Annotated in this window: 2 protein-coding genes; one reads left to right on the top strand and one right to left on the bottom strand. The window is 59.8% G+C overall.

Annotated features, from left to right (window positions below):
* Positions 1-328: 328 nt before the first annotated feature.
* Positions 329-457, bottom strand: a complete 129-nt coding sequence (locus tag GPA25_RS24405; protein WP_425486420.1) for a fumarylacetoacetate hydrolase family protein — start codon at positions 455-457, stop codon at positions 329-331.
* 43 nt (positions 458-500) lie between these two features.
* Between GPA25_RS24405 and GPA25_RS23640 the strand changes: the two genes are divergently transcribed.
* On the top strand, positions 501-683 hold the full coding sequence (locus tag GPA25_RS23640) for a hypothetical protein (RefSeq protein WP_246266165.1): 183 nt from the start codon (positions 501-503) through the stop codon (positions 681-683).
* Positions 684-866: the final 183 nt, after the last annotated feature.

Below are 866 nucleotides of genomic sequence, written 5' to 3' on the forward strand. Positions count from 1 at the left end.
GACCGTGAAACAGGACCGCGCCGATGATAGTGCCCTTCGTGGGTGCGAAAGTAGGTCATCGTCAGACTACCTATGCCAAAAAAGCCGCTCTTCCTCTACAGGATCAGCGGCTTTTTTACGTCAACTCCACACAGACACCCTCCGCCAAAACGCAAAAGGCCTTGCAATCGGCGGCAAACAGTAAACGTCTGGAGAACGCCTCCTTGACGTGATTCGCCCCTCCCGGCAAGGTGGTACTGCGCAAGCAGATGAGTGAACAGGTTGCGGCGCTCTTTGCGAATCCGCGCCATGCCAGATCGGGAGCGGGTAGGCAGCGTGACTCCTGGGGTCAACAAACGATAATCAAATGCTCTTGTTCGCCAAGACCGGTTATCGTCGCAATGAGTTGATCGCCCGCGTCGAGGTAGCGGGGCGGTTTGCGGCCCATGCCAACGCCCGCCGGTGTGCCGGTAAAGATGAGCTAACCACCCAAGGCGCGGACGGCCGGCGCCGACGCCGACATGGTGATCTGGGATACCAGCGCCAACTTGATCCTGCGCAACGAGCAGCTTCACCACAATGTCGATTACACGCCCTATGAAGGTATGAACCTGCGTGCCTGGCCGGGGGTGACGATTTCCCGCGGCGAGGTGGTTTGGGCGAGGCTGAATCGCCCCGGGTTCCGTGGAGGCCGGTTGGTTTAAGTCAGACCGCGATGGCGGTCTGACTGGCGAGTTGCCTGTAGTAGTTTGCCTCAGCTTGAATCGCACCGGGTTCCGTGGAGGCCGGTTGGTTTAAGTCAGGCCGCGATGGCGGCCTGACGGGCGAGTTGCCCGTAGTAGTTTGCCTCAGCTTCTGCGGGCGGGATATACCCGATGGGTTCGAGC

Source organism: Aromatoleum diolicum, from assembly GCF_012910955.1.
Lineage (GTDB): Bacteria > Pseudomonadota > Gammaproteobacteria > Burkholderiales > Rhodocyclaceae > Aromatoleum > Aromatoleum diolicum.